This is a genomic window from Nocardia sp. NPDC019219, assembly GCF_040632645.1.
Taxonomy (GTDB): Bacteria; Actinomycetota; Actinomycetes; order Mycobacteriales; family Mycobacteriaceae; genus Nocardia; species Nocardia sputorum.
Genome location: NZ_JBEYCG010000018.1, coordinates 66,081 through 88,119, shown reverse-complemented (window position 1 = coordinate 88,119; position 22,039 = coordinate 66,081). Strand labels below are relative to the sequence as shown.

The window sequence follows — 22,039 nt, the reverse complement described above, 5'->3', positions numbered from 1 at the left end:
CTCGTGTGCCACTGCTTACTCCTTGCCCGGTGCCTGCAGGCTCCACGTCCGTCCGTCCGGGTCTCGGACGGTCATCTCCTGGGTCCCGTAATGGGTCGGCTCGAAGCCGGTGACGATCTCGACGCCCGCGCCCGGACGTTCCTCGGCGCTCGCCACCTTCAGCACCAGCCGGCTGCGTGCGGGCTGCGTCGCCGGGACCTCGGCGACGAAGACATAGGGGCCGTCGCCGTTGCGGAACTGGCCGGAGTGGTGGTCGGTCTCGAACTCGACCGTGAATCCCAATCCCTGCAGGAACTTCGCCATCCGGCCCCAGTTATGGGTCTCCAGGAACACGGCCTCGATGCCCTCGGTGGTCATTGTCGATCCTCTCCTGACGGTGGGTTCGGTTGGTCGTCCAGGTAGGCGCGCAGCGCGGCGGTCACCAGCGCCGACAACGACATCTCCGACTCGATCGCCCGAAATTTGACCTGCTTGATCAGTTCGATCGGCAGGTAGACGTTGAACTGCTTGACTTCCTCGCCCACCGGGCAATGCTAGCAAGTTAGCATGCTAGCCACCAGGGTCTCACTGTGAGCGACCGGCCGGACTCGGTACGTAGGGGGAAAGGGAAGGGACCTGCTTCCACAACTAATTGTTGTGTCCTGCGGTTGATCTGTTGTTGGCCTCCGCGCCCACCGATCGGCTTCAATCCCCTGACCACACAACGTGGTTCAGGCGGGAGCAGGTGTCGGATATGTGCGGTGCGAACCTCGGAAGGTCGTTCGGATGGTTGTGGGCGGCCTACGCCGTCAGCGCCTACGGGACCGGGCTCGGGTTCGGAGCGTTCACGGTCGTCGCCATCACGGTGCTGAACGCAGGCTCGGCGCAGGTGGCGGTGCTGTCGTCCGCCGGGCTGGCGATCGGGGCGCTGCTGGCGGTTCCGCTCGGGCCGTGGATGGAGTTCCGGGCCAAGCGGCCGATCATGATCGCCATGGACGTCGTCCGGTTCGCGGCGCTGGCGTCCGTACCGCTCGGCTACTGGCTGGGTGTGCTGACCTTCGCGCAGCTTCTGCTGGTCGCCATCGTCACCGCGGCGGCGAAGATCGCGTTCACCGCCGCCAGTGGCGCCTACCTGAAAACCGTCGTCCCCGCCGAACGGCTGCTACTGGCCACCAGCCGATTCGAGTCCACCACCTGGTCGGCCACCGTCGTCGGACCGCCCGTGGGCGGCGCCGCTATCGGGCTGCTGGGGCCGGTGACGACCGTTGCCGTGGACGCTGCGAGCTACCTCCTCTCGGCGCTCGCCCTGACCGTCATCCGGGAGCCCGAGCGGCTCCCGAATCCGCCGACCACCCGGACGCGCCGGTGGGGCGACATCGTCGAGGGATGGCGCTACATCCTGACCCACCACACGCTGCGGCGACTGTTCTTCAACACCGTCCTGGTCAACGGCCTGATCATGGCCGCGGAGCCGCTGCTGTCGGTGCTGATGCTCGCGGAGCTGCGGTTCCCGGTCTGGGAGTACGGGCTGGCGTTCGCGGTTCCCTGTATCGGCGGCCTCATCGGGTCGCGACTCGCCCGACGGGTCGTCTCCCGCTACGGCGAGCAGGCGGTGCTGCGCGTCTGTGGCACGCTCCGAGTCTGCTGGCCCCTCGGCCTCGCGTTCGTCCAGCCGGGCGTGACCGGGCTCGTGATCGTGATGGTCGCCGAATTCGGGCTGATCCTCTGCGTGAGCCTCTTCAATTCCGTCTTCGCCGCCTACCGGTTGCGCAACACCGATGCCGACCGCCACGCCCGGGTGCTCGCCGCCTGGTCGATCACCAGCTCCATCGGCATCGCCGTACTCACCGTGTCGTGGGGCCTCCTGGCCCAACTCACCGGCCCGCGTGGGTCGATCGCCCTGGCCGGGCTCCTGCTCCTCGCCACGCCGCTCCTGCTGCCGCGGCGTCCCGCCGAGCGCTCATCCGGCTTGCGGGAGGGCAGCGGGATCGTCCAGCGCACTGATGAGCGGGGCCAGTCGCCGCAACTCCTCCAGATGCGTGGCGCCGAGGAGGGCTAGCGTTTCCTTGCCCGCCTCGGTGAGCGTGAGATGGACGACGCGGCGGTCGTTGCCCTGCCCACGTGTGCGGGCGACGAGGCCGAGCTGCTCGGTGCGATCGATCAGTTGCACCACGCTGTGGTGGCGGGCGCACAGGTATCCGGCGATCTCTCCGACGCTGGGCCCGTCCGGACCCGCGTGCCCTCGGATCGCCAGCAGCAGCTGATGCTGGGTGTCGGTGAGCCCGACTTCGGCTGCCCGGCGCTCACTCCAGCGCAGGTGCTGCCGAAGCCCGCTCCGGAGCGCCAGCAGCCGCGCGTACTCCTGGTCGGTGGGGTGGGCAGGCGAGGGCATCGACCCTTCCATCATGTGGTGATAGTATCACGGCATGATATACGAGTGAGTGGCGACTACCCGGGCCGTGTTCCGCGACCGAGCGCAGGCCGTCCGGCTCGAGAGCCTCGATTCGCCACTACGTCCGAAGGTGGTGGAGAACATGAGTAGTGAAACCATGATGAGTCGGCATCCCGACATCGTGGAGTTGCGGGAGAAGTACGAGCGCGCTTCGGAAGCGCCGGACGCGCAGGCGGTCACCGGGCTGCTGTTCTTGACCGGGCTATATATCGCGATCTCGCCGTGGGTTGTCGGGTTCAACGGGTTCTCGACCTTGACCGTCAACAATCTCGTCTGCGGTATCGCTTTGGCGATGCTGGCCCTGGGATTCGCCTCGGTGTACGGGCGGACGCACGGCATCGTCTGGGCCGCGCCACTGATCGGCCTCTGGTTGATCGTGTCCCCGTGGGTGGTCAGCGGGAACGTCGACACCACATCGACGATCTGGAACAACGTCGTCGCCGGCGCGCTCGCGCTGCTGCTGGGCCTGGGCTCGATGGTCCTCGGGATGAGCCGCACCGGGCGGCTCACCGGCGAGGCGCCTCGCGCGGACGACACTCGGATCCGGCGACCGTCCGGACTGGGGCCGGAATCTTCCACGCGGTGAGAGGAAGTCGTACCGGCATCGGCCGGGCGTGGCGTGCAGCCGCTCGCCCGGCCGATGAAGCCCTGACCGGGCGCGGCGATGTGCAAGGACGCGGCGACCGGCACGGCGAACGAAACCGCCCGTAACCGAAAGTTCCTATATCGGGACGCCGTTCGCTCCCGCTAAGATGAGCGACGCTCAGTTTTGGTTGCGGGGCGGGAGGTGTGGTGCCGCCGAAGGCTGTCGGCCAACGTCGTCGTCCGACTCAGGAGCGGGCGAAGGCGACGAGGGAGCACATTCTGGATACGGCCGCGCGGTTGTTCGGGGAGCGCGGTATCGCCAACACCTCGACGAACCGGATCGCGGCGGAGGCCGGTGTCAGCATCGGCACGGTCTACCGGTACTTCGCGGATCGGGCGGTTCTGGTGGACGAGCTGCTCGAGCGGTTGCTCGAAACGGTGGAGCGGCGCTTCACCCAGCGCGTGTTCGACCTGTCGGGCAAACCCGTCCCGCGGATCGTCACCGACATCCTGGAGGTCATCAGCGAGGAGTTGGTGGCCAATGCGAAGTTGGTGCGCGCGCTGGTCGCGGGCGTGCAGTTCTACAGCAGCGGGATCCCCGAGTTCGAGCCGCGGCTTCGCCTGCTGGTCAAGGTGTTGCTGATCCAGGTGCTCGGTCCGGGCGACGATCACCGCTACGACGTGATGACGTTCGTCATCATCAACACCGGCTTCGCGGCAGTGCTGCGCGCGTCGGCACTCGAGGTCGACAGTGGTGCGCGCAGGGAGGCGATCGAGATGACCGGGCGCATGATCGGGGCATGGATGGAGGCCGAGGTAGGCGCCGCGGCCGTGTGAAGTGCCCGCGGCAAAAGTGAGCACCTGACCATGTATGTGGGGGCGGGAGCTTTCCGAATCGGCGAGCAGCTCACTATCTTTCCTGGTCCGAGCCCTTTCTCGCGGGCGTACGGAGGGTGTCCGAAGGGGAGTAGCAGCTGAGTTGTCCTGCGGTTTACCGTTTGTGACGGAGCGGATAGCAGTGGTGCTGCGGACGCTGGAGGTCGGCGCTTCTCCGTATCGAGCGGCGAATCCGACGCCACCGTGGCTCGACGGCGACGAGGAGGTCACCCGTGACGATCGGCAGAATCGCCCACTTCGAACCGGCTACAGCGCGGCCGGTGCGGTCACCTTTGCGCGACACCGACGCATGGACCAAAAAGATTGTCGGGCACCTGAAGGATTCCGCCGTGCTACCGGGCGGCCCGGCCGACGCGACGATCCCCGTGGTGGTCCGGATGTGCCTGGAGTGGGCGGGTCAGCGGGTGAGCGCGCAGGCTTCGGCCGACCGCACCGAGGGGCTGCTGACCGCGGCAGCGGGGTGGGCTCGGCAAGGGATCTCCATCGACGCGATCCTGCACGCGGTCCATGTGGGATTCGAGTTCGGGCTGGAGATGCTGTTCGCCGAGAAGGGCGCCTCGGACCGCGTCGACATAGTCTCCGGCACTGCCACCACGCTCGAATTGCTGAGTCTGATCACCGCCACCATCAGCAAAGCCTATGTGCGGGAATGCAAAGCCGGTGCGGCCGAAGACCGAACCGCGGTACTCACATTGACCTCCGCGCTGCTGGGCGGCCATGCGACCTCGGCGATGGCGCGCGAATGCGGCATACCGATCGCGGATACCTACATGGTGCTCGCCGTGGCGGTACCGGCGCATCCCGACGAAAGCCTTCCCCAGCTCGACGGCCAAGTCGTCGCGCGGCGCAAACTCCGCCGCCTGCAGTCCAGCCTCGCCGATCTGTTCGACGGCCAAGCCCTGTCGCTGCTCTCGGTGGACGGAGGAACGATCCTCATTCCCGCCACCCGGTCCGTCGCCCCCGACCTGGACGCCGTGGTCGGCAAACTCTCGCACGCGGCGCGCGTGCCGATCACGGCCACCGTCGTCCCCGCCGAACCGCACCAGGTCGCCGCCGCCGCTGTGCAAGCCCACGAGTTGCTCGACACGGTCGAGCAACTCGGACGCGGACCCGGCCTGCACCGGTTCACCGAGCTGGCGCTCCAGTATCAGCTGACCCGCCCCGGCATCGGCCGCGACGTACTCGGCACCCAGCTCGCGCCGCTGATGGATTATCCGGACTTGGTGGAGACGCTCCGGATTCACATCGGCAACGAATTGAATCGGCAGCGCACGGCTCGGCGGCTGAATGTCCATCCGAACACCGTCGATTACCGGCTACGACGAATCGCGGAACTCACCGGCCTGGACCCCTCCGACGCACGAGGACTGTGGTACCTGCACTCGGCACTGATCGTCTGGACCAACGGCGGCGCGGAACGTCCACAGGCCGAGACTCGGCGAATGGCCGCGCGCTAGTGCCCAGCCGCTCGGCACTCGACAACTGACGTCGCAGTGCGAACAATCTCCGCTCGTGTGACATACGCCGCGGACGCTCATGGAGGTGCATGCGGTGACAGATCGAGTGCCCAAAGGACGTTTGGCCCGAGGTGGCCGGCTGGGCCGGCTGGCCGCGGGACAAGCCGTTCGTGGTGTCGGAAACCGGTTGTCGATGGTCGGCAGAACCGAGGAAGCCCGACGGGTACTCGCCCAACGTTCCACGCTGACAACGGCGCAGCAGCTCGTCACGGTGCTCGGCAGCATGAAAGGCGCGGCGATGAAGCTGGGCCAGATGTTGTCGGTGCTGGACGTCGACCTCATTCCGCCGGCCCATCGCGAACTGTTCCGGACCAAGCTCGCCGAATTGTGCGACCGGGCTCCGGTCGTGCCGTTCGCGGCGATGCTGAAGGTCATCGAGGACGATCTCGGGCCACCGGCGCGGATCTTCGCCGATTTCGACGAGACACCGATCGCCGCGGCGTCGATCGGGCAGGTATACCGGGCACGGCTGCACAACGGACGCGCGGTGGCGGTCAAGGTCCAGTACCCCGGCGTGGAGGAGGCCATCCACGCGGACATGCGCAATCTGGAAGTGCTCAGCAGGCTGTGGAAATCCATCCTCCCGAGCGCGGCGGACAGCGCCGTGCTGGAGGAGATCGCCCGCAACATCGGAAACGAACTCGACTACCCGCGCGAAGCCAGGACCCAGCACCGGGTGGCTTCGCGCTACCGCGACCATCCGTTCATCATGGTGCCCGACAGCATCCAGGAGCACTGCACGAGACACGTTCTGGTGACGGAGTTCGTCGAGGGCAGGACGTTCCAGCAGATCCAGGCTCTGCCCGAGGCGGAGCGCGATCGGTTCGGCGAGTTGATCTACCGCTTCTACATCAGTTCGCTGTTCCGCGACAACGAGTTCTGCGGTGATCCGCACCCCGGAAATATTCTGCTCGCGGACGACGGCCGGCTGGCGTTCGTCGATTTCGGACTCTACGACCGCATGGATCCCGTGCATGTCGATTTCGAGCGCGCGTGCCTGCGGGCGGCCGGGGAACACCGCGCCGAGGACCTGTACGAGGCGTGGGTGGGCCGCGGCATCATCGATCCGGAGGCGGGCGTCAGCACACAGGAATGCCTCGACTACGTGTGGGCCGCGGCGGGCTGGCATCTGCTGGACGAGCAGATCACCATCACGCCCGACGTCGCGACCGGAGCCGTGATCCTCGCGATCGACCCGCGAGCCGCCGAATTCCGCGGTATGCGGCATCAATCGCTGCCGCCGGAGCACGTCTTCTCCCGCCGCGCGGACCTGTTCACCTTCGCCGTGCTCGGCCGATTGCGAGTGACCAACAATTGGCATCGCCTCGCCCGTGAGTGGCTCTACCACGAGCCCCCGGCCACCGAGATCGGCCAGGCGATAGCCGAGTGGCGCGAGCACCGGTGAACCCCTTGTCGTCGCAGGACACCCACCACGGTCACGGCAACACCGAACGTGGCATGGCGGCGGCGACCTCGCGCCGCGAGCGTAGGCCGAGTTTGGTCAGGATGCTGGACACATGGGACTGGATCGTGCGGCGCGACAAGAACATCTGCGCTGCGATATCCGAATTGGAGCAACCCTCGGTCACCAGCGCGGCGACCTTGCGCTCGGTCTCGGTCAGTGCGGCCCAGCCGGTTTTCGGGCGGTTGCGTGGACCGCGCACCCCCAGCCGGATACCGTGTGGGCGCACGCGCGCGGCCGCACGGGCGCTGTCCCACGACGCGCCCAGTCGACCGTAGATCCCGATCGCCGTCGCCAGCGCGCGGCGAGCCTCGGCCTCTCGTCCCGAAGCGGCGAGCAGCACGGCGGCGTTCTCGTGCGCCTGCGCTTCGTACAGCGGCCATCCGGACTGCTGGAACGCGTCGGCGGCCGCGACCAGGGTTACCGGATCGGCTGCCGCCAGACCTCGGCAGAGCAGGGCGGTTCCGGTGCGTCCGGCGGTCTTCTGCCGCGCCAGCAACTCGTCCGCGCCGGCGACCACCGTGCGCGCCGCGGCGTCGTCCCCGACCTCCGCGGCCAGCCGAGCGATGTCCGGGAAGATGTAGTGCAGGGTGGACGCGGTCAGACCGTCGGCCAGCCGATGATGGGCGTCGACGAGTAGGTCCAGCGCTCGCTCCGGGTGGCCGCGGGCCTCCTGCGTCAACGCCTCGACCCAGGGACGCAGCTGGGCGTAGCCGGTGCTGCCCAAGCGGTCGTCCGGCACGGGAATGTCCGCGGGGTCCGGCAGGCACGTGCCGCGGTGGATGCCGATCAATGCCGCCAGGCAGTGCGCGACGGGCGCGTACCCGAGGACGTCGGGCGCTTCCACGCTCGCCGCGCACTCGGCCAGCGCGTCGTCCCAGCGGCCGTCGAGCAGGTACAGCCGCGCTTTCGCGAGCAAGTTGGCGGACAGGTAGACGCCGTGCATCCGGCGGTTGTGCCCGATGGCAGTCTTCAGCGTCTCTTCGGCGTCGGCGAGCCGATCGAGTTCGATCAAGCAGTGCGCGTACAGCACGTACGGATCGAACTGGTCCGATCCGGTGCCGTCTTCGAAGATCGTGCGGATCCGGGTGCTCAGATCCAGCGCCTCGTCCAGAAAGCCCTGGGTGTAGCGCACCGCGCCCAGCGCCATGAGGCCGTATCCGGTCGCGAGCGGGTTACCGGTGCTCCGCCCCATCGACACGGCCCGCAGGCCGGCGGCCTCCGCCGCCTCGAAACGCTCCAGGAAGAAGTTGTCCAGTCCACACATGCCCAGGAGCCGGCCTGCGTCCTCGGCGCGGAGATTTGTGGTGGACAGCGCCGTCTCGGCAACCGCGACGGCGTCGGCCAACCGGCCCTGGGACTGGCAGGCCTGGACCAGCAGCCAGGTCAGTTCGGCATCGCGGTCGTCTTCCGGTCGAGCCCGCAGCGCGGTGCGGACCACGGCTTCGGCCTCGGCGGCGCGGCCGTTCCACAGCAGCGCCCGCGTCTGCCAGCGGATCAGGAGGTTGCGGCCGGCGCCGTCGAGTTCGGTCGCGGCCGCGGCTCGGCTCAGCAGTTGCACCGCCAGCTCGGGTGCCCGCACAATCAGCTTGCCCGCGACGGCCACCAGCCACTCCGAACTCCTCCGGTCCAGCTCGTGGCCGCTCGCCGACAGGTAGTACGCGACTCGTTCGATCGGCGCGTCGGTAACTTGCAGGGCCTGCCCGGCCTTGCGCAGCAGATCCGAACGCAGTGAAGCGGGTAACTGGTCTGCCAGCGCAGTACGCACCAGGTCGTGGCGAAACACCAGCTCGGAATCCATCCGTGTGAGCAGCCCGCCGTCCACCGCCTCGGTGACCGCCCGCCAGACGTCGAGAAGTGGGGTGTCCAGTACCGCCGCCAGTTCCCCCACATTGACGACGGGTCCCAGGGCAGCCGCCATCGGCAGCACGTCCCGAGTGCGACCCGACAGCAGTTCCAGCCGCTGGATGATCGCCTCCGCCAGCGAGGCGGACGCGGGTTCGCCGGCGTCCGGCACCGCCGGAGCGGCGATTTCGGCGATCACCCCGATCGCCTCCGCACGCAGCAGTGCGGCCACCACTTCGGTGATGTGAAGCGGATTTCCGCGCGCACCGGCCACCATGCGTAGCAGCGCCGGGCCGGGGGAAGCGCCGACCAAGTGCCGCACCAGCCCCGCCGCAGCCGGGCCGGGCAGCGCGCCCAGCCGGATCGTCGGGGCCTGGCGTTCCTCGAGTTCGGCCGTCAACGCGGCGAACCCCGGATCCGGCGGCAGCGGCCGGGACGCGAGTACCAGCAGGAGCGGTTGCGCGTCGACGAGGGCACAGAGCCGCCGCAGTACCGACAGGCTCGACGTGTCCGCCCAATGGATGTCGTCCACGATCAGCGCCACCGGAGCGACGGCGCACCAAGCGTCCACGCGCTCCACAATGGCCTCGGTGACGGCGAACTCGTGGGTCGCCGCGGCGTCGCCCGCGCGATCCGCGCTGTGCCGCAGCGGGCGACTCGGATCCGGACCGCCGCACGGCGCGGTGCCCTCGACGGCGAGCCAGGAGCGCACCGCGGCGAACGGCACGTCGCGCTGCAGTTCCCTGGCGGCGCCGGTGCGCACTCGCAGGCCCGCTTCCGCGAATCGGGTCGCGGCCGCGTCCAGCAGTGCCGTCTTCCCGATGCCTGGCTCGCCCTCCACGAGCACCACCGCGCCCTGTCCCATCGCGACTCGACGGGCCGATGCCACCAAGTGCTCCAGCTCGGCGTCCCGACCGAGGAACACTGTCGCGGCGGACTTCTGCATGTGGGTGAGCTTAAGCATTTCCCGGCCGGGAGCGGCGGCGCTGCCGGGAACGACCGTACGGATATTTCTTCCCGGTTCGACGGATGTTCTCGGAGTCCAGCTGCCATACCGTCCCGAGGGCGTGCCCGACGACGCTCGGGCGGGCGCAGCATCATCCGGCAAGCAGAGGAGATACGCGTTGGCGTCCACAGCTTCCACTCCGGTACTGGAGATCCTGCGGGGGATCGCCCGCATCGGTGGTCACGTCACCAAGGAGACGCTGTCGCGGCGTCGGGCTCGGACAGCGAGCGATATCCCGGTGACCGCCCGTGAGGTGACCGTCGAATGGCTGACCGCCGTGCTGTGCGCGAATCACCCCCGCGCGGAAGTCGAATCGTTCGAGACCCAGGACGTGAGCGCGGGCACGTCCACCCGCTGGAAGCTCGGCGTGGCCTACAACGCCGCGGGCCGCGCGGCGAACCTGCCGGAGCGTTTGTTCGCCAAGACCACCGCGGACTTCAAGCAGCGCCTCACCTTGGACCTGGCTGGAATCATCGGCGGCGAGCCGGGATTCTTCACCCATCTACGGTCGGCCCTGGACATCGAGGCGCCCCGGGGCTACCACAGTGCCGTCGACTATCGCTCGGGCCGGTCGATCTCGTTGCTCGAGGACATCGGCAGCACCAAAGGCGCGCTGTTCTGCACGCCGCAGACACCGATCGACCATGCCCAGATGGCTGATCTGTTGTGCACGATGGCGACCTGGCACGCCCGCTACTGGAACGACGCCGAATTGGCGCGGCATCGGTGGCTGAAGCCACCGCAGGCGCATTTCGCCAATCTCGACCGGCTGATCGGCATGTCGAAACGCGCACGCGTGGGAGCCCGGCGGGCAGCGTCGGTGCTACCGGAAACACTGGCCGGCGACCACGATCGGCTCTATCGCGCGCTGCAACGATCCCTGGAGATCGCGGGCACCGGTGCGCAGACTTTCTTGCACGGCGACAGCCACATCGGCAATACCTACATGACTTCCAGCGGCCGGATGGGATTCACCGATTGGCAGGTCGTTTTGCGAGGCAGCTGGGCATATGACGTCGCCTATGTGATCGGCTCCGGTCTCGCCGTGCCCGACCGGCGGGCCTGGGAGCGCGAGCTGCTGGCCGTCTATCTCGACCGCCTCGCGGACTGCGGCGCACCGGCGCCCGATTTCGACGCGGCGTGGCTGGCCTATCGGCAGCAGGCCCTGTACCCGTATTTCATCTGGTTGGCGACTATCGGCCACAGCGCCATTCAGCCGAAATACCAACCGGACGAGATCAGCCTCGGCATCATCGAGCGCACCGCCAACGCGGTACTGGACCTCGACGCCGTGAACGCCCTGGAGGAGGGGTAAGCCGCGCAAATCGTCAGTACTCGCTGCCGCACGTTCGAATACACACGGTGACGGCGGGCGTGGGCGTGCGTGACCCGCGCTCAGACCTTGCGGTTCTCCGACTTGATCATCCACGCCAGCTTCTCCAGCGACTCGATGATCTGGTGCAGCAGATCGCTGGTGCTGGGGTCCTCGGCGTCCACGTCGTCGTGCACGTCGCGGATGGTGTCGATCGCCGCGTAGGTCCGTGTGGTGATCAAATCGACGACGTCGGCGCTGTTCACCTCTTGGGCGGGGAACGGCGGGAGGCTCGTCGTCGCGGCGATGGTGTCGGAGCGCCCGTCGGGCACGAGGTCGAGCGCGCGCATCCGCTCGGCGATGGTGTCGCTGCTCTCGCGGGCCGCGTCGACGAGCTCGTCGAGCTGCAGATGCAGGTCACGGAAGTTGCTTCCGACGACGTTCCAGTGCGCCTGCTTCCCTTGCAAGTGCAGTTCGATGAGATCGACGAGCACGCGCTGCAGACTGCCCGCCAGCCGGGACGAGCCGGTGAAGTTCCGGACATCGTCGGCTAGACGCCGGTTGGTCCGCTGCTGAGCCCGAGGTGCTGCGGTCATGGTTGCACTCCTTTCGAATCCTTCGGTGGGTACAACCTCGACATAGATTGGAATCATTCCAGATTTCACTGTAGCCTGGGTCACTCCCAGCACCTGTATGACCCGCTCCGCCGGGCGGTGGTCGGTCGCTGCTCTACGGTGCCGCAATCGCGCGTTCCCGGGTGCGAATCTCGCTGTTCTTCCTGGCTGCTTTCGGTGCGATCTACTACGTGACGCAGCATTGGCCGACGCGGCCTGCGCTCCAACCTCGCAGCGTGGGCACAGCTGCGTGCCCACGCTGGCTGACGGCAGCGGTACGAACCGCGCGGTTCGTGACCTGCGGTCCGTAAATGAATTCCTGCAACGGCGACTGCGGTGGGATGACCGGCGCGATCACCGCTGACCACCCTCGCCAGCAAACCTTTCGCAGGCGGCGATGTGTCGCGATCTGGCAGACGTGTCAGCAATCGGTCCAGGTCAGAGTGTGTTTCACTGATGGCCTCCGTGTGTGCGAGTGTGCTCCAACACGCGGCACGAAAAAGTGTCACGACTGACGGGAATAGGTGCGCGAGAGGGGACTTGAACCCCTACGTCCGTGGACACCAGAACCTAAATCTGGCGCGTCTGCCAATTTCGCCACTCGCGCTTGATGGTACGACCGTCCAAACTCTACCGGGCCAATCGGTCATAGCGAAGCATTGGGTTGGCGTGGCGTACTGGCCAGTAACCCCACCTGGGATTATAACGATTTGGCAAACATCAATATGAGGGGCACTCATGTTTCGTACGCGTTGGTAACCCGATGGACCAGCGGCTTCAAACATGAGGCAGAGTCATGTTCACCACTATTCTGGTACATACGTACCGAAATACTCCTAAGTAGCGGCCACGCCCGGGGGCAAACGTGAGGATTTCCTCATGATTCTGTGCCATCCTCGCCCGTATCAGGCCGATCACCCGCGATCACTCGTGAACCGGTAGGGACCGGCGTGTCGCCGAGGCATGTCGCATGGAGAAGGAAGTCGAAGCGTCTTGACGATCAACGAGAGCACCAAGACCGAATCCGGACAGAGCACGAAGGTGGTTGCCGCCGCCGGGAAGGCCGCGTCGGGCGGGGCGCGGTCGCCGCTGTTGGATCGTCTGCTCGGCGGCGTGCCGTACGCGCTCGCCTTCGGGGGACAGGGTGCCCAGTGGCTGAGCGAGCTGGAGGAGATCGGGCGCGACAGCGCGCTGGAGCCGGAGCTGACCGCACTGGTCAACGAGGCGGCCACGCTGCTCGAGCCGGTGGCGGCGCAGTTGCTGGTGGTGCGTCCGGTCGGCTTCGATCCGATCGGCTGGATGCTGGAGAACGAGCTCGCCGACACCGAGGAGGGCGAGACCTCCGCCGCTCCGGCCGAGCCGGTGCTGCGATCGGCCGCGGTGTCCATGCCCGGCGTGCTGCTGACCCAGGTGGCGGCCGTGCGGGCGCTGCGGCTGCAAGGTCTGGATCCGGCCGAGCACGCGCCCGTCGCGATCGTCGGGCACTCGCAGGGCCTGCTCGCCGCCGCGGCGGTCGAAGCCGGTGGCGCGCGGGACGCCGAGCTGCTCGCGGTGGCCCAGATGATCGGCGCAGCAGCCGGTTTGGTGGCGCGGCGACGTGGGCTGATGCCGGTGGGCGAGCGCTCGCCGATGGTCGCGGTGTCCAATGTCGATCCCAAGCAGCTGCGCACCGTGGTGGCCGAGGTGTGCGAGGGAGCCGATCCCGCCGCGAGCGTGGTGGTCTCGATCCGCAACGGACGTCGGCGCGCGGTGCTCTCCGGGCCGCCCGCGCAACTCGAGCGGGTGCGCCAGCGGTGCGCGCAGATCCACGACGAGCAGGCGCGCGAGCGTGACGCCAAGGTGCGCGGTGGCTCGGTGTTCGCGCCGGTCTTCGAGGACGTGGCCGTCGACGTGGCGTTCCACCACCCGGCGCTGGCCGACACCGTCGACCTGGTGAGCAGCTGGGCCGCCCAGTGCGGGCTGGACACCGAGCTGGCGGGCCGGTTGGCGCGGCAGATCCTGGTCGATCCGATCGACTGGGTGGAGGCCGTGGAGGGCGTGATCGCCGCGGGCGCGCAATGGATTCTGGACCTGGGTCCGGGCGACCTGCTGTCCCGCGTCACCGCGGGCACGTTGAAGGGCACCGGCCTCGGCATCGTCGCGGCCGCCACCCGCGCCGGGCAGCGCAGCCTGCTCACTCCCGGCGCCGCGCCGGAGCCTGCGGCCCCGTGGTCGGCGTTCGCGCCGCGCCCGGTGCGGCTGCCCAACGGGCGCATCGTGGTCGAGACCGCCTTCACCAAACTGACCGGCCGCTCGCCGATCCTGCTCGCTGGCATGACCCCCACGACGGTCGACGCGAAGATCGTCGCGGCCGCGGCGAACGCGGGCCACTGGGCGGAGCTGGCCGGCGGCGGCCAGGTGACCGAGCAGATCTTCGCCGACCGGGTGGCCGAGCTGAAGAAGCTGCTGCACCCGGGTCGCTCGGTGCAGTTCAACTCCTTGTTCCTCGATCCGTACCTGTGGAAATTGCAGCTGGGCGGCAAGCGGCTGGTGCAGCGCTCGCGTGCGGCGGGCGCCCCGTTCGACGGCGTCATCGTGACCGCGGGCATTCCGGAGCTGGAGGAAGCGGTCGCGCTGATCCACGAGCTCACCGAAGCGGGCATCGCGCACGTCGCCTTCAAGCCGGGCACGGTCGCCCAGATCCGGGCCGTGCTGCGGATCGCCGACGAGGTTCCGGACTACCCGGTGATCATGCACATCGAGGGCGGCAAGGCCGGTGGCCACCACTCCTGGGAGGACCTCGACGACCTGCTGCTGGACACCTACGCCGAACTGCGCAACCGCGCCAACGTGGTGGTCTGCGTCGGTGGCGGCATCGGCACGCCCGAGCGGGCGACGGAGTACCTCACCGGCCAGTGGGCGGAGCGGCACGGTTATCCGGTGATGCCGCTGGACGGCGTGCTGGTCGGCACGGCGGCCATGGCGACGCTGGAGGCCACCACCGCGCCGGAGGTCAAGCAACTGCTGGTGGACACCCCCGGCACCCCGGACTGGGTCGGTGCGGGCACCGCGTCCGGCGGCATGGCCTCGGGCCGCAGTCAGCTGGGCGCCGACATCCACGAGATCGACAACGCCGCCTCGCGCACCGGCCGCCTGCTCGACGAGGTCGCGGGCGACGCCGACGCGGTCGCCGCACGCCGCGACGAGATCATCACGGCGCTGAACTCCACCGCCAAGCCGTACTTCGGCGACCTGGCCACCATGACCTACCAGGACTGGCTGGAGCGCTACGTCGAGCTCGCGGTCGGACTGGACCGCCGCAAGGACTTCGACTGCGGCAGCGACCTGGGCGACGCGATCGCGGAGGCCACCCGCTCGGTGTGGCTGGACATCACCTGGCGCGACCGGTTCGCGGAGATGGTGCGCCGCACCGAATCCCGGCTGCATCCGGCCGATCGCGGCGAGATCCCGACGCTGTTCGCGAGCGACGACGACTTCGAGGACCCGGTAGCGGCGCTGTGCGCCCTGAAGGACGCCTACCCCGCCACGGCGCAGACCCTGCTGCACCCGGCCGACGTCCCGTTCTTCATCGCGCTGTGCAAGACCCCGGGCAAGCCGGTGAACTTCGTGCCGGTGGTGGACGCCGACGTGCGCCGCTGGTGGCGCTCGGATTCGCTGTGGCAGGCGCACGATCCGCGCTACTCGGCCGATCAGGTGTGCGTCATTCCCGGCACCGTTTCCGTCGCGGGCATCACCCGGGTCGACGAGCCGGTCGGTGAGCTGCTCGATCGCTTCGAGCAGGACACCGCCTACTCCCTGGTGCGCGCCGGCGTGACGCCCGCCCCGGTGGACGCGCGCCGTACGGCGGGCGTCACCAGCGGCCCGATCGACGCCGTGCTCGCCGCCCCCGACGTGCAGTGGGCCGGACGCACCACGATCAGCCCGGTGCACCGGCTCGGCGACCTGTCCGAATGGGTCGTCGACGGCAAGGGCGCGGTGCACCCGCCCAGCGGCGCGACGCTGGCCGAGACCACCGGCCCCGAGCCGGAGCACGCGTACCTGGAGCTGACCGTTCCGCTGCTGGCGGGCAACGCGGTGCGCATCCGGATCACCGTGCCGACCTCGATCTACAACGGCGGCGCTCCGGTGGTCACCGAAGCAGACGCCGACGAGGCCATGTCCGCGCTGCTCGCGGTCGCCGCGGGCCAGGATCTGCCCGAGGTCAAGGGCAAGGTCGCGCATGTGAACCTGGCCTGGACGCCGGATCTGATCGCCGACCACGCCGGGGTGACCGGCTCCGGCCTGCCCGCCACGCTGAGCACGCTCGGCCGCACCGTGCCCGACGTGCTGGTCGGCGCCTGCTGGCCCGCCGTGTTCGCGGTGCTCGGCGCGACCCGCACCGCGCAGGGCGAGAGCGTCATCGAGGGCATGCTCGACCTGGTCCACCTGGATCACCAGGTGCACCTCGCCGGTGAACTGCCCGCCGAGACCAGCGTGCTGGCGGTGCGCGCGGAGGCCGGGGAGACCCTGGACACCGACCTCGGCCGCGTCGTCGAGGTGCACGTGCGGATCACCGCCATGCTGGACAAGCCCGAGACCGGGATGTCGATGCCGGTGCTGGCCACCCTCACCGAACGCTTCGCGATCCGGGGGCGTACCGGCGCGGGTGAACTCACCGATCCGCCGCGCGCGGCGGGCACGGTGTCCGACGCGGCCACCGACACCCCGCGCAGGCGCCGTCGCGACGTGACGATCGTGGCGCCGCGCACGATGCACGCCTTCGCCGCTGTCTCCGGCGACCACAACCCGATTCACACCAGCGATGCCGCCGCGAAGCTCGCCGGGCTCGGCAGCCCGATCGTGCACGGCATGTGGCTGTCGGCCGCCGCGCAGCACGTCGTGTCGGCGGTGGATCCGGCCGCTTCGGTGCCCGCGCGGACGCTGACCGCGTGGACCACCCGCTTCCTCGGCATGGTCCGCCCCGGTGCGCAGATCGATGTGCGCGTCGAGCGGGTCGCCGTCGACGCGGGCAGCGAGATCGTCGAGGTCTCCTGCCGGGCCGAAGGCGAACTGGTGATGACCGCGACCGGTCGCACCGCTGCGCCGAAGACCGTCTACGCCTTCCCCGGGCAGGGCATCCAGCGCAAGGGGATGGGGCTGGACGCCCGCTCCCGGTCGAAGGCCGCCAAGGAGATCTGGGACCGCGCCGACAAGCACACGCGTGCCGCACTCGGCTTCTCGATCCTGGCCGTGGTGCGCGACAACCCGACCTACCTGAAGGCGCGTGGCGTCGAGCACCGGCACCCGGACGGCGTGCTGCACCTGACCCAGTTCACCCAGGTCGCCATGGCCACGCTCGGTGTCGCCCAGGTGGCGGAGCTGCGCGAGGCCGGCGCGTTCGTCGAGGACGCGCTGCTCGCGGGCCACTCGGTCGGTGAGTACAACGCGCTCGCCGCCGTCGCCGGAGTGCTGCCGCTGGAGGCGGTGCTCGAGGTGGTGTTCCAGCGCGGGTCCGCGATGCACGAGCTGGTGCCGCGGGACGCGCAGGGACGCAGCGACTACCGGATGGCCGCGATCCGGCCCTCGCAGATCGGTCTGCCCGACGCGGAGGTCGTCGGCTTCGTCAAGGAAGTGGGCGAGCGGGTCGGGGAGTTCCTCGAGGTAGTCAACCTGAACCTGCGCGGGTCGCAGTACGCGATCGCGGGCACGGTGGCCGGACTCGACGCGCTGGAGGAGGAGATCGACCGCCGCCGTGCCGAATTCGGCGGCAAGCGGGCGTTCATCCTGGTCCCCGGCATCGACGTGCCGTTCCACTCGACCGTGCTGCGCAAGGGCGTTCCGGAGTTCCGGCAGAAGCTCGAGCAGCTGTTGCCGGTGGATCTGCGCCCGGAGACCCTGGTCGGCCGCTACATCCCGAACCTGGTGCCGAGGCTGTTCTCGCTCGAGCGGGCGTTCGTTCAGGAGATCGCGGACCTGGTGCCGTCCGAACCGCTCGCGCAGGTGCTGGCCGACTTCGACAGCTGGGCCGCCCGTCCGACCGAGCTGTGCCGCGTGGTGCTGATCGAGTTGCTCGCCTGGCAGTTCGCCAGCCCGGTGCGCTGGATCGAGACCCAGGACTTGCTGTTCACCGATCCCGCCCAGGGCGGCCTCGGCATCGAGCGGTTCGTCGAGATCGGTCTCGGCGCCACGCCCACGGTGGCCAACCTGGCCTCCCAGACGCTGAAGCTGCCCGCGTTCGGCGGCGCCACCGTCGAGGTGCTCAACATCGAGCGCGAGGCGGCCATCGTCTACGCGACCGACACCGACCCCGCGCCGGTGGACGAGCCGGTCGAAGAGGTCGCGGCCGCCGCGGCTCCGGCAGCGGCCGTCGCCGCCGCCCCCGTGGCCGCGCCCGCCCCGAGCTCGGGCGGCCCGCGTCCGGACGACATCGCGTTCACCGCCGCCGACGCCACCCGCGTGCTGATCGCGCTGTGGACCAAGCTGCGGCTGGACCAGATCGGCCCGGTGGACACCATCGAGGGCCTGTGCGACGGCGTGTCGTCGCGGCGCAACCAGCTGCTGGTCGACCTCGGCTCCGAGCTCTCGCTCGGTGCGATCGACGGCGCGGCCGACGCCGACATGGGCGCGCTGTCCGCGACGGTGGAGCGGCTCGCCCGCACTTATCGTCCCTTCGGCACGGTGCTCACCGACGCCATCGGCGACCATCTGCGCAAGGTGTTCGGCCCGTCCGGCAAGCGTCCGGCCGCCATCGCCGAGCGGGTCACGAAGGTCTGGGAACTCGGTGACGGGTGGGCCAGCCACGTGACCGCCGAGGTGTCGCTGGGCACCAGGGAAGGCACCAGCGTGCGCGGCGGCGACCTGGGCGGACTGGTCTCCGGTGCGCTGAGCGACGCCGCCTCGGTCGACGCGGCCATCGACGCGGCCGTGCAGGCCGTCGCGGCCCGCCGCGGTGTCGCGGTGTCGCTGCCGTCGGCGGGCGGCGGTGGCGGTGCGACCGTCGACGCCGCCGCGCTGGGTGAGTTCACCGAGCAGATCACCGGGCGTGACGGCGTGCTGGCCACGGCCGCGCGCGTCGTGCTCGAACAGCTCGGCCTGTCCGAGCGGGTCTCGGCGCCCGAGGCGACCGACGACTCGCTGGTCGACCTGGTGTCGGCCGAACTCGGTTCGGACTGGCCGCGTCTGGTCGCGCCCGCGTTCGACGCCCGCAAGGCGGTCCTGCTGGACGACCGCTGGGCCACGGCGCGCGAGGATCTGGCCCGGCTGTGGCTGGCCGACGACTCGGGCAGCGCGAACGGACCGGTCACCGGATTCCTGGGAGCGGGCGAAGCCGTTGCGGCACAGGCCAACTGGTGGCGCGAGCGCGCGAAGCACGAGGCGCGTTCGGTGCTCGCCGGGCTGTACGAGCGCATCGCCGAGGCGGCGCTGAGCACCGAAGAGCCGGGCCTGTGGTCCTCGGACATCGCGGTGATCACCGGCGCCAGCAAGGGATCCATCGCCGCGGCGGTGACCGGCAGGCTGCTCGGCGGCGGCGCCACGGTGGTGGTGACCACCTCGACGCTGAACGACGAGCGCCTCGCCTTCTACCGCAAGCTGTACCGCGACAACGCCCGCCACGGCGCGGCGCTGTGGGTGGTGCCCGCGAACATGGCGTCCTACCAGGACATCGACGTCCTGATCGACTGGATCGGCTCCGAGCAGGTCGACAGCGCGGGCGGCGCGAAGATCAAGATCAAGGACGCGATGACGCCCACCCTGCTGCTGCCCTTCGCGGCGCCGCGGGTGGCCGGTGATCTCGCCGACGCGGGCGCGCGCGCCGAGATGGAGATGCGCGTGCTGCTCTGGTCGGTCGAACGGCTGATCGGCGGTCTGTCGAAGCTGGGCGCCGAGCACGATGTGGACGGGAAACTGCATGTCGTGCTGCCCGGTTCGCCCAACCGCGGCATGTTCGGCGGCGACGGCGCCTACGGCGAGTCGAAGGCGGCGCTGGACGCGGTGGTCGCCAAGTGGCGGGCCGAGAAGTCGTGGTCGGCCCGGGTCACCCTGGTGCACGCGCTGATCGGCTGGGTGCGCGGCACCGGTCTGATGGGTCACAACGACCCGATGGTCGAGGCGGTCGAGAAGGCGGGCGTGCAGACCTGGTCCACCGCCGAGATGGCCGACGAACTGCTCAAGTGGTGCACCTCGCGGGCCCGTCAGGTCACCGTGACCGGCCCGCAGCAGATCGACCTGACCGGTGGACTGGCCAGGGCCAAGCTGGATCTGCCCGCGCTGGCCAAGCAGGCCGCGGAGCAGGCGGAGGAGGAGACCGACGCCGACCCGGGCCGCACCATCGCCGCGCTGCCCGCGCCGCCGACCGTGACCTCCGCGCTGCCGGTGCCCGAGTGGGGCGAGGTGACCGCGGATCCGGCCGACATGGTGGTCATCGTCGGCGCGGGGGAGCTGGGCCCCTACGGCTCGGCGCGCACCCGCTTCGAGATGGAGGTCTCCGACGAGCTGTCGGCCGCGGGCGTGCTGGAGCTGGCCTGGACCACCGGCATGGTCACCTGGGAGAACGACCCGAAGCCGGGCTGGTATGACGCCGCGTCCGGTGACTACGTGCCCGAGCACGAGCTGGCCGAGCGCTATCACGACGCCGTGGTCGCCCGCTGCGGTGTGCGCCGCTACGAAGACGACGGCGCCATGACCGACAATTCGGCCCCCTTGATGACCTCGGTCTTCCTCGACCAGGACCTGTCGTTCACGGTGGGCGGTGAGGCCGAGGCGCGCGCCTTCCATGCCGCCGATCCGGAGCACACGGTGATCACGCCGGTCGAGGGCTCCGGTGACTGGACCGTGACGCGCAAGGCAGGCACCGAGATCCGCGTGCCGCGCCGGGCCAAGCTCTCGCGCACCGTCGGCGGCCAGATCCCCACCGGCTGGGACCCCACCATCTGGGGCATCTCGCCCGACATGGCCGCTTCGGTGGACCGGGTCGCGCTGTGGAACATCGTCTGCACGGTGGACGCGTTCGTCGGCTCCGGGTTCAGCCCCGCCGAGCTGCTGAGCTGGGTGCATCCTTCGCTGGTCGCCAACACGCAGGGCACCGGCATGGGCGGCATGTCCTCGATGCGCTCGCTGTACATCGACAATCTGCTCGGCGAGTCGCGCCCGAACGACATCCTGCAGGAGGCGCTGCCGAACGTGGCGCTGGCGCACGTGGTGCAGTCCTACGTCGGCAGCTACGGCGCGATGGTGCACCCGGTGGCGGCCTGCGCCACCGCCGCGGTGTCGGTCGAGGAGGGTGTCGACAAGATCCGGCTCGGCAAGGCCGATCTGGTCGTGGCCGGCGGGTACGACGACCTCGGCATCGAAGGCATCGTCGGCTTCGGTGACATGTCGGCCACCGCGGATTCCGCGGCCATGAGCGCCAAGGGCATCAGCGACCGGTACTTCTCCCGCGCGAACGACCGCCGCCGCGGTGGTTTCATCGAATCGCAGGGTGGCGGAACGGTCCTGCTGGCGCGCGGCAGCGTCGCGCTGGAGATGGGCCTGCCGGTGCTGGGCGTGGTCGCCTACGCGCAGTCCTTCGCGGACGGCGTGCACACCTCCATCCCGGCTCCCGGCCTGGGCGCGCTGGGCGCCGGTCGCGGCGGGAGTGAGTCCAGGCTGGCGACCGAGCTGCGCAAGCTGGGCGTGACCCCGGACGAGATCGCCGTGGTGTCCAAGCACGACACCTCGACGGCCGCCAACGACCCGAACGAGTCCGAGCTGCACGAGCGCCTCGCCACGGCCATCGGACGCTCGGACGGAGCTCCGCTGTTCGTCGTCTCGCAGAAGACCCTCACCGGGCACGCGAAGGGCGGCGCGGCCGCCTTCCAGCTCATCGGCCTGTGCCAGGTGCTGGAGCAGGGCGTGATCCCGCCGAACCGCAGCCTCGACTGCGTGGACGAGAAGATGCTGGCCTTCCCGCACCTGGTGTGGCTGCGCGAGCCGTTGCGGCTGGGCGATCGCCTTCCGCTCAAGGCCGGTCTGGTCACCTCGCTCGGGTTCGGCCATGTGAACGGTCTGCTGGCGGTCGTGCACCCGGAGGCGTTCATCCAGGCCATCGCGCCGGAGAAGCGGGAGGAGTACCAGCGTAAGGCGCAGGAGCGGCAGCTGTCCGGGCGCCAGCGGTTCGTGGAGGCGATGTGCGGCGGCGCGCCGCTGTACGAGCGTCCCGCGGATCGCAGGCTCGGCGGGGACGGCACCCCGGCCAAGCGGGCGCGCGAGCTGGAGGCCGACGTGCTGCTCTCGCCGGACGCGCGCCTGGCGCAGGACGGCGCCTACCGGGCCAAGGGCATCGGATGCGCGTAACCGGAAGGGCGGCGGGGCAACTCGCCGCGCCGGGTCCGCGCGCGGGCTCGTCGAGCACG

Annotated in this window: 12 protein-coding genes and 1 tRNA gene; 7 read left to right on the top strand and 6 right to left on the bottom strand. The window is 69.6% G+C overall.

Annotation, left to right across the window (positions count from 1 at the left end):
* Positions 1-15: 15 nt before the first annotated feature.
* Positions 16-357 carry a VOC family protein gene (locus ABZ552_RS27805; protein WP_281875083.1) on the bottom strand — a complete coding sequence of 114 codons (342 nt, stop codon included), beginning with the start codon at positions 355-357 and terminating at the stop codon, positions 16-18.
* Positions 354-524, bottom strand: coding sequence for a CopG family transcriptional regulator (locus ABZ552_RS27800; RefSeq protein WP_281875082.1), 171 nt, complete (start codon positions 522-524; stop codon positions 354-356). Before ABZ552_RS27800 ends, ABZ552_RS27805 begins: the two co-directional genes overlap by 4 nt.
* A gap of 209 nt (positions 525-733) precedes the next feature.
* Here ABZ552_RS27800 and ABZ552_RS27795 point away from each other — a divergent pair, with 209 nt between their 5' ends.
* A complete protein-coding gene (locus ABZ552_RS27795) occupies positions 734-2,038 on the top strand; it encodes an MFS transporter (protein ID WP_357440777.1) in 1,305 nt (434 codons plus the stop codon).
* Here ABZ552_RS27795 and ABZ552_RS27790 read toward each other — a convergent pair.
* Entirely contained in the window at positions 1,940-2,386 is a 447-nt protein-coding gene (locus ABZ552_RS27790) for a MarR family transcriptional regulator (protein WP_357440774.1), read from the bottom strand. The two genes, ABZ552_RS27795 and ABZ552_RS27790, sit on opposite strands and share 99 nt — an antisense overlap.
* A gap of 127 nt (positions 2,387-2,513) precedes the next feature.
* On the opposite strand from ABZ552_RS27790, the gene ABZ552_RS27785 reads away from it, so the two are divergent.
* From ABZ552_RS27785 to ABZ552_RS27770, 4 genes are all read left to right on the top strand, one after another.
* Positions 2,514-3,017 carry an SPW repeat protein gene (locus ABZ552_RS27785; protein ID WP_281875079.1) on the top strand — a complete coding sequence of 168 codons (504 nt, stop codon included), beginning with the start codon at positions 2,514-2,516 and terminating at the stop codon, positions 3,015-3,017.
* A gap of 206 nt (positions 3,018-3,223) precedes the next feature.
* Positions 3,224-3,853 carry a TetR family transcriptional regulator gene (locus ABZ552_RS27780; protein WP_357440770.1) on the top strand — a complete coding sequence of 210 codons (630 nt, stop codon included), beginning with the start codon at positions 3,224-3,226 and terminating at the stop codon, positions 3,851-3,853.
* Positions 3,854-4,125: 272 nt separating this feature from the next.
* Entirely contained in the window at positions 4,126-5,370 is a 1,245-nt protein-coding gene (locus ABZ552_RS27775; RefSeq protein ID WP_281875077.1) for a helix-turn-helix domain-containing protein, read from the top strand.
* Between the two features lie 94 nt (positions 5,371-5,464).
* Positions 5,465-6,835: an AarF/ABC1/UbiB kinase family protein gene (locus ABZ552_RS27770; RefSeq protein WP_281875076.1), complete on the top strand. Its 1,371-nt coding sequence runs from the start codon at positions 5,465-5,467 to the stop codon at positions 6,833-6,835.
* Positions 6,836-6,866: 31 nt separating this feature from the next.
* Here ABZ552_RS27770 and ABZ552_RS27765 read toward each other — a convergent pair whose 3' ends face one another.
* The gene (locus tag ABZ552_RS27765) at positions 6,867-9,683 is read right to left on the bottom strand and encodes an AAA family ATPase (protein WP_357440767.1); all 2,817 of its coding nucleotides are present in this window, start codon (positions 9,681-9,683) and stop codon (positions 6,867-6,869) included.
* Positions 9,684-9,861: 178 nt separating this feature from the next.
* On the opposite strand from ABZ552_RS27765, the gene ABZ552_RS27760 reads away from it, so the two are divergent.
* Positions 9,862-11,058 (top strand): phosphotransferase, encoded by a 1,197-nt coding sequence (locus ABZ552_RS27760; protein ID WP_357440764.1) that lies wholly within the window; start codon positions 9,862-9,864, stop codon positions 11,056-11,058.
* Between the two features lie 80 nt (positions 11,059-11,138).
* On the opposite strand, the gene ABZ552_RS27755 is transcribed toward ABZ552_RS27760, so the two are convergent.
* Positions 11,139-11,651: a DNA starvation/stationary phase protection protein gene (locus tag ABZ552_RS27755; protein WP_281875073.1), complete on the bottom strand. Its 513-nt coding sequence runs from the start codon at positions 11,649-11,651 to the stop codon at positions 11,139-11,141.
* 543 nt (positions 11,652-12,194) lie between these two features.
* Positions 12,195-12,276: transfer RNA gene (locus ABZ552_RS27750), tRNA-Leu, on the bottom strand.
* Between the two features lie 386 nt (positions 12,277-12,662).
* Between ABZ552_RS27750 and ABZ552_RS27745 the strand changes: the two genes are divergently transcribed.
* Positions 12,663-21,980: a fatty acid synthase subunit beta domain-containing protein gene (locus tag ABZ552_RS27745; protein ID WP_357440761.1), complete on the top strand. Its 9,318-nt coding sequence runs from the start codon at positions 12,663-12,665 to the stop codon at positions 21,978-21,980.
* Positions 21,981-22,039: the final 59 nt, after the last annotated feature.

Coding starts and splice junctions, on each gene's coding strand:
- ABZ552_RS27805 (WP_281875083.1), bottom strand. CDS start 357: ATGACCACCGAGGGCATCGAGGCCGTGTTCCTGGAGACCCATAACTGG.
- ABZ552_RS27795 (WP_357440777.1), top strand. CDS start 734: ATGTGCGGTGCGAACCTCGGAAGGTCGTTCGGATGGTTGTGGGCGGCC.
- ABZ552_RS27790 (WP_357440774.1), bottom strand. CDS start 2,386: ATGATGGAAGGGTCGATGCCCTCGCCTGCCCACCCCACCGACCAGGAG.
- ABZ552_RS27785 (WP_281875079.1), top strand. CDS start 2,514: ATGAGTAGTGAAACCATGATGAGTCGGCATCCCGACATCGTGGAGTTG.
- ABZ552_RS27765 (WP_357440767.1), bottom strand. CDS start 9,683: ATGCAGAAGTCCGCCGCGACAGTGTTCCTCGGTCGGGACGCCGAGCTG.
- ABZ552_RS27755 (WP_281875073.1), bottom strand. CDS start 11,651: ATGACCGCAGCACCTCGGGCTCAGCAGCGGACCAACCGGCGTCTAGCC.